This window comes from Streptomyces sp. A012304 (genome assembly GCF_026008495.1).
Classification (GTDB): Bacteria; Actinomycetota; Actinomycetes; order Streptomycetales; family Streptomycetaceae; genus Streptomyces.
This window is the reverse complement of record NZ_BQUN01000040.1, coordinates 67,129-74,249: the sequence shown is the minus strand read 5'-3', so window position 1 is coordinate 74,249 and position 7,121 is coordinate 67,129. Positions and strand designations below refer to the sequence as shown.

Genomic DNA, 7,121 nt, shown 5'->3' with positions numbered 1-7,121 from the left:
ATCCGCAACGCGGGCGGCGGGACTCTCCGACGTGCCGGCGGCGGGGGCGTGGAAGGTGTGGCTCGCGCGGGCGGCCCGCTCCCCCGCGCCGTCCTCCCCGTCCTCCCCGTCCTCCCCGTACTCCCGTCTCGTCCGTGCCCTGTGGGCCGCCGGGCCCGCCGTGCGCGGGGCCTGGTCGGTGGCCGTGCTGGCCGTCGCGCTGGGCGCGGTGGCGCTGGCGTACGGCGCCGGGTCCGGCACGGCCCGCCCGCTGCTGCTGGCGCTCGCGCCGGTCGTGCCCGTCGTCGGCGTTGCCCTGTCCTACGGGCCGCACGCCGACCCCCTGCACGAGATCGCGGCGTCCACGCCCCGCGGCGGCGGACTGCGGCTGCTGCTGACGCGCACGGCCGCCGTCCTGGCGGTCAGCCTGCCCCTGCTCACCCTGGCCGGGCTGCTGCTGCCCGCCGCCGGCGCGCCGGGCGCCGCCGCCTGGCTGCTGCCGGGGCTGGCGCTGACGCTGGCCTCGCTGGCCCTGGCCGGTTGGGTCGGCAGCCGCGCCGCCACCGCCCTGACCGGCGGAGGCTGGTGCGCCGCCGTCCTGGTCCCCGCGCCGACCGGGCCCGACGCCTCGCTCGCCCATCTGACCGACCGGCTCTCCGCCTGCCTCGACGGCCCCCTCGCCCAGGGCGCCTGGGCGGCCGGGGCCGTTCTCTGCGCCGCCCTGCTGGCGGCCCGCCGCACCGCCTACGACCGGCTGGAGCAGCGGTGACACCCACGGGAGTTTCCTTGAGCACGATACGAGTGACCGGTCTGCGCGTCCGGCACCGCAGGACGGTCGCCCTCGACGGGGTGGATCTCACGCTCGGCCGGGGCGTGCACGGGCTGCTCGGTCCGAACGGCGCCGGCAAGACCTCGCTGATCCGCGTCCTGGCCACCGTCGCCCAGCCGGACGACGGCCGGGTGGAGATCCTCGGCGAGGACGTCGGCGAGCCCGGGCGGCGCGGCACGGTCCGCCGTCGGCTGGGCTATCTGCCCCAGGAGTTCGGCTACTACCCGGGGTTCACGGTCCGGGAGTTCGTCGCCTACATGGCCTGGCTGAAGGAGATGCCGGCCGCGGACGCCCCGGCCGCCGTCGAGCGGGCCGTGGCGCGGGTCGGCCTCGGCGACCGCGTCGACTCGAAGGTGCGGACGCTCTCCGGTGGCATGGTGCGCCGGCTCGGCATCGCGCAGGCCATCGTCAACGACCCGGACGTCCTGCTGCTCGACGAGCCGACCGCCGGCCTCGACCCGGAGCAGCGCGTGGAGTTCCGCGAACTGCTGCGTGAGCTGGGCGCACGCGCCACGGTCGTCGTCTCCACACACCTGGTGGAGGACGTGGCCGCCGCCTGCACGGAGGTCACCGTCCTGGACGCGGGCCGGGTCGCCTACCGCGGCACCCCGGCCTCCCTCAGCACCCTCGGCGAGGGCTCGGACGGGGTGGGCGACAACCCGATCGAACGCGGTTACACCGCGGCCCTGCGCACCCACCGCACCTCTCTGGAGCCGACCCGATGACCCTGGTGACGGAACGCGAGACCCCGCGGCGCACGCCCGCCCATCCCCTGCGCCCGGAGGCCACCCGCGGTCTCGCCCCCTGGGCCGGAGCCGCCGTCTTCCTCACCACGGCGGTGCCGCTGGCGGCCGTGGCGGACCGCTGGCAGGGCGGCTGGGCCGAGACCCGTACCGAGCTGCACGGCGTGCTGCTGGTCGTCGTGCCGCTCGCGGCAGCCGCGGGCTGCTGGCACGGCGGGCGGGAGCGGCGGCGGGGCACCCAGGAGCTGTGGGGGACGGCCGTGCGCGGGCCGCTGGCCCGGTTCCTGGCGGCGGCGCTGCCGCTCGCGCTGTGGGTGGCGGCCGGGTATCTGCTCGCCGCGGCCGGTGCGCTGCTGGCGACCTGGCCGTACGCCGGGAGCGACCGGCCGTATCCGCATCTGCTGCCGACGGACGCGCTGGTCGTGGCGTCCGCGGCGGTGGCCGGCCAGGTCGTGGGGCGGCTGGTCGCCTGGCGGCTCACGGCACCGCTGCTTGCGCTGGGCGGGTATCTCGCGCTGGGCCTGCCGGACCGGGCGAACGTGGGCCCCGGCCGCCATCTGAACCCGGTGCTGCCGGTCGGGGAGGGCCTGGTCCCGGTGGCGTGGCAGCCGGTGGCGATGGCCGGGTGGACGGTGGGGCTGACGTCGGCGGCGGTGCTGGCCTACGCGGCCCGGCGCCGGTATCTGGCCGTGCTGCCGCTGGCGGCGGCGTCGGCGGCGGGCGCGCTGCTGGTGCACACCGGGAGCGGGCTGTGGCAGCCGAACCCGGCGGAGCGCGGCCAGGTGTGCGACACCTCGACCGTGCCCCAGATCTGTGTGAACGCCCGCTACGGCCATCTGCTGCCGCAGGTCACGGCCGCCCTCGCCGGGGTCACCGACCGTCTGGAGGGGGTGGGGAACCTGCCGGTGCGGTTCGCGGACCGGCCGGGCGAGCCGGGCCGTGACGAGGCGCAGCTGCCGATGCTGACGCCGATCGGCTGGTCGGTGGTGCGGGGCAGGCTGACCGACCCGGAGCAGTACGCCTGGGAGGCGGTGCGGGCCTTGCAGGGCCGGGGGGACTGCGGGCGGCTTCCCGCGCGGGTGCACGCGGCGGACGACGCCGTGACGCGGTACCTCGCGCCGAACCCCTCGCAGGAGGAGTTGGACGAGCTGGACGCCGCGGGGGACGAGGCCGAGCGTGCCGCGCTGGCGGAGCGGCGGGCGGCCCACGCCCGGCTGGCGTCGATGGACGAGCGGGAGCGGCGGGCCTGGCTGTCGGCGTACTTCGCGACGGTGGGCGACTGCGAGCCGGGGAAGGTGCCGGCCCTGTGACCGGGGTGCTGCTCCACGCCCGTTCGCGTGCCCTGCCGGGCGTGCTGGCCGCGCTCGCCGGGACCGTCGTCCTGGCGTGGTGGGCGATGGACCGGCTGGGCGTTTCCCCGGACCCGTCGCGCAGGGTGCCGGTGGTCGTCCTGGCGCCGCTGCTGGCCGCCGCGGTGATCGGCGGGAGTCTGCACAGCCCGTCGGAGGAGCTGGACCGTACGGCGGTACGGCGGTGGTGGCCGTGGCGGCTGGCCCAGCTGCTGGCCCCGACCGCGGTCGCGGCGGCGCTGCTGTCGCTCGCCGTCCTCGGTGACCCGACGGGCTTCGGGCCGGCGGCGATGGTCCGCAACACGCTGGGCTGGGCCGGCGTCACGGCGGTCGCCGCCGTGACGCTGGGGGCACGGCTGAGCTGGTTGCCGGCGTTCGCGTACGGCTGCGCGGTGTGCGCCGCCTCGGACGGGGTGCGCGGGCGGGCGGTGACGGTGTGGGCGTGGCCGGCGCAGCCGGGTCACGCGACGGGGGCGTGGCTGGTGGCGGGCGCGGTGTTCGCCCTGGGCACGGCCCTGTACACGGCACACGGGGCACGGCCCGAAGAACCCCGGCGCTGACCCGCGCAGGGCACGGCCAGTGTGCCGGCGCGTGGGCGCGCACGGCCGGCCATGGGCCCTGAACGCGGTACGAGGGGCACGGCCCGAAGAACCCCGGCGCTGACCCGTGACGACGGGCCCCGTGGCTCAGGTCGGTGCCGTGCCACGGGGCATGAAGAAGCCCGGACCGTCAGGCGGAGATGCCGTCGATCCGGGCCAAGGCGTCGTCCGCGCCGTACGGCTGCAAGTACGGCAGCCAGCGCGGGTCCCTATGGCCGGTCCCGATGATGCGCCAGGCCAGGCCGGTGGGCGGGGCGGGTTTGTGGCGCAGCCGCCAGCCGATCTCGCCGAGGTGGCGGTCGGCCTTCACATGGTTGCAGCGGCGGCAGGACGCCACCACGTTGTCCCAGACGTGCTTGCCCCCGCGGCTGCGCGGGATGACGTGGTCGACGCTGGTTGCGACGCCACCGCAGTACATGCACCGGCCCCCGTCGCGGGCGAACAGCGCCCGGCGGGTCAGAGGAACGGGCCCCCGATAGGGAACCCGGACGAATCGCTTGAGCCGGACCACGCTGGGTGCGGGGACTGTGACGGTCGCGCTGTGCAGGAAGGCGCCGGACTCTTCCAGGGAGACGGCCTTGTTCTCCAGGACGAGGACGAGCGCGCGGCGGAGCGGTACGACGCCGAGCGGCTCGTACGACGCGTTGAGGACCAGGACATGCGGCACGGATGCCTCCTTGGGCGTCGGCGGCGCGTGGCTCGCGCCGGGACGATCTGCAGTCAGTTTCCCCTCTGGCCTGGTGGACGCGCCACCATCTCCCGGTAACGGGCTGGGAGTGTTTTCGACCACATCGGAACCATCCCCAGGTTGACAACCGGTTCAAGCACAGGTGAGGCCGGTCTCTCCTCGGTGCCTCCTTCACGTATCTCGCCGAACCACACACAATGCCCCGTTAGTGTGGTGGTCCTGCCCGTCCGGTGACCTTTTCGTGACCTTGGAATCGGTCGCCCCCGACCGCCGCGCCGGCCGGAGCAGTGCCGCACCTGGAGGTACCTGCCGTGTCCCTGTCCGCCGTCCTACTGGCCGCCGGTTCGTCGCCGTCCCCGTCGCCGTCGCCGTCTCCCTCGGAGTCGCCGACCGTGACGGTCCCGACGCTCCAGGACGCCCAGGAGAGCGCGACGAACGCCGCCGGCTGGGTCGAGGAGAACTGGTCGACCTGGCTCGCGATCGGGCTGAGGGTCCTGCTGATCCTGGTCATCGCGGCGGTGCTGAGAGTGATGGTGCGGCGGGCGATCACCAAGCTCATCGAGCGCATGAACCGCACCGTCCAGTCCGTGGACGGCACCGCGCTGGGCGGTCTGCTGGTCAACGTGGAGCGGCGGCGCCAGCGCTCGCAGGCGATCGGCTCGGTGCTGCGCTCGGTGGCGAGCTTCCTGATCCTCGGCACGGCCGCGCTGATGATCCTCGCCACGTTCCAGATCAACCTCGCCCCGCTGCTGGCCTCGGCCGGTGTGGCGGGCGTGGCGATCGGTTTCGGCGCCCGCAACCTGGTCACCGACTTCCTCTCCGGCGTGTTCATGATCCTGGAGGACCAGTACGGCGTCGGCGACCAGATCGACGCGGGTGTCGCCACCGGCGAGGTCATCGAGGTCGGCCTGCGCGTGACGAAGCTGCGCGGTGACAACGGCGAGATCTGGTACGTCCGCAATGGCGAGGTCAAGCGGATCGGGAACCTGTCCCAGGGCTGGGCGACGGCCGGCGTCGATGTGACGGTCCGGTACAGCGAGGACCTGGACAAGGTCAGGTCCACCCTCGCCGAGGTCGCCGACAAGATGAGCAAGGAGGAGCCCTGGAACGAGCTCCTGTGGAGCCCGATCGAGGTGCTCGGCCTGGACAGCGTGCTGCTGGACTCGATGGTCGTGCGTGTCTCCGCGAAGACGATGCCCGGCAAGTCCCTGGCGGTGGAGCGCGAGCTGCGCTGGCGGATCAAGCGCGCCTTCGACGCGGCCGACATCCGGATCGTCGGCGGGCCGACGGCCCCCGAGGGGGAGCCGGCGGACGCGGACCCGACGGCCGGTGTCGCGGCCCCGTCGGTGTACTCGAACACGGGGTCCCCGCAGTCGGCGGCGGCCTCCCCGCTGACCCCGCCGAGCACGATCAAGTAGCGCTCCGCAGCGGAAGGCGGCGCCCGGGAATCCCCGGGCGCCGCCTTTTTCGTGTCCGCTCCCCGTTTTCACGCCCGCTCCCCTTGACTCCTCCCTCACCACGGCCCTACCTTCCTCGGCATCCAATAGGAAACTTTCCTAACAGTGTTCCTCGCGGTGGCCCTGACGGTGATTCCGCGCAGTGATCCCGGATGGACTTCCCGCCGAGATCACTGCCAAGCTGGGCAGTTCCGAAAGGCAGGTGTCGACCCATGGCAGGAACCGCCGGTACGCCGGGAACCCCGCGCGTCCTGCGCGCCATGAACGACCGCGCCGCGCTCGACCTCCTGCTGGCGCACGGCCCCCTGTCCCGCACCCGGATCGGCAAGCTCACCGGCCTGTCCAAGCCGACCGCCTCCCAGCTGCTGGCCCGCCTGGAGGCGGCGGGCCTGGTGCTGGCGAGCGGCACCACCGAGGGCCGGCCCGGCCCCAACGCCCAGCTGTACGAGGTCAACCCTGCCTCCGCCTACGCGGCCGGCCTGGACGTCACCCCCGAACGCGTCCTCGCCGCCGTCGCCGACATCACGGGCCGCACGGTGGGCACGCACGAGGTGCCCACCCCCGGCCGCCGGGGCACCGAGGCCGTCGTACGGCAGGTCACCGAGGCGCTGGACGGCGCGGTGAAGGCGGCGGGACTGGCCCGGGACGACGTGCGGCGGCTGGTCGTCGCCACCCCGGGCGCCTTCGACCCCACCACCGGCCGTCTGCGCTACGCCTCCCATCTGCCCGGCTGGCACTCCCCCACGCTGCTGGACGAGCTCGCCGCCGCCCTGCCGATGCCGGTGGAGTACGAGAACGACGTCAATCTCGTCGCCGTCGCCGAACAGCGGCTCGGCGCGGCGCGCGGGCACGAGGACTTCGTGCTGCTGTGGAACGAGGCCGGCCTCGGCGCGGCCCTCGTCCTCGGCGGCCGGCTGCACCGCGGCTGGACCGGCGGCGCCGGAGAGGTGGGTTTCCTTCCCGTTCCGGGCGCGCCGCTCGTGCGGCAGGTCACCAAAGCCAACAGTGGCGGCTACCAGGAGCTGGCCGGCTCCCAGGCGATCCCCCAGCTGGCCCGCGAACTGGGCATGGCGAACGTCCCCTCGGAGCCGTACGCGGAGGCCGCCGCCACGCTCGTGCGGCGGGCCGTCGCCGAGGACACCGTGCTCAACCGGCTGCTGTTGCAGACCTACGCGACCCGGCTCGCCACCGGTCTCGCCTCGCTCGTCTCCGTACTCGACCCCGAACTCGTCGTCCTCAGCGGCGCCTCGCTGACCGCCGGCGGCGAGGTGCTGCGCGCCCTCGTCGAGGCGGAGCTGGCCGAGCTGGCCGCCTCCCGGCCCCGGCTGGTCGTCGGCGACGTCACCGAACGGCCCGTGCTGCGCGGCGCGCTGGAGAGCGCGCTGGCGGCCACCCGCGACGAGGTCTTCGACACCTCGCGCTGACCCGTAGACCCACCCCCCTCTTCCCTCACCCCACCGCCCCGCCATGGGAGGCC

Annotated in this window: 7 protein-coding genes; 6 read left to right on the top strand and 1 reads right to left on the bottom strand. The window is 74.8% G+C overall.

The annotated features are described in order from the left end of the window. The 4 genes from ALMP_RS10275 to ALMP_RS10260 all read left to right on the top strand — a co-directional run. A partial coding sequence (locus ALMP_RS10275; protein ID WP_264926083.1) for a zf-HC2 domain-containing protein occupies positions 1-748 on the top strand: 748 nt, incomplete at its 5' end. A gap of 17 nt (positions 749-765) precedes the next feature. Beyond that, positions 766-1,533 carry an ABC transporter ATP-binding protein gene (locus ALMP_RS10270; RefSeq protein ID WP_264926081.1) on the top strand — a complete coding sequence of 256 codons (768 nt, stop codon included), beginning with the start codon at positions 766-768 and terminating at the stop codon, positions 1,531-1,533. After that, on the top strand, positions 1,530-2,861 hold the full coding sequence (locus ALMP_RS10265) for a hypothetical protein (protein ID WP_264926079.1): 1,332 nt from the start codon (positions 1,530-1,532) through the stop codon (positions 2,859-2,861). Before ALMP_RS10270 ends, ALMP_RS10265 begins: the two co-directional genes overlap by 4 nt. Next, positions 2,858-3,460: a hypothetical protein gene (locus ALMP_RS10260; protein WP_264926077.1), complete on the top strand. Its 603-nt coding sequence runs from the start codon at positions 2,858-2,860 to the stop codon at positions 3,458-3,460. Before ALMP_RS10265 ends, ALMP_RS10260 begins: the two co-directional genes overlap by 4 nt. 169 nt (positions 3,461-3,629) lie before the next feature. Here ALMP_RS10260 and ALMP_RS10255 read toward each other — a convergent pair whose 3' ends face one another. Continuing rightward, positions 3,630-4,166 carry an HNH endonuclease gene (locus ALMP_RS10255; RefSeq protein WP_264926075.1) on the bottom strand — a complete coding sequence of 179 codons (537 nt, stop codon included), beginning with the start codon at positions 4,164-4,166 and terminating at the stop codon, positions 3,630-3,632. A 332-nt stretch (positions 4,167-4,498) separates the two neighbouring features. Between ALMP_RS10255 and ALMP_RS10250 the strand changes: the two genes are divergently transcribed. Together ALMP_RS10250 and ALMP_RS10245 are read left to right on the top strand one after the other, a co-directional pair. After that, on the top strand, positions 4,499-5,605 hold the full coding sequence (locus ALMP_RS10250) for a mechanosensitive ion channel family protein (protein WP_264926073.1): 1,107 nt from the start codon (positions 4,499-4,501) through the stop codon (positions 5,603-5,605). 251 nt (positions 5,606-5,856) lie between these two features. Beyond that, positions 5,857-7,068, top strand: coding sequence for an ROK family transcriptional regulator (locus tag ALMP_RS10245; protein WP_264926071.1), 1,212 nt, complete (start codon positions 5,857-5,859; stop codon positions 7,066-7,068). Positions 7,069-7,121: the final 53 nt, after the last annotated feature.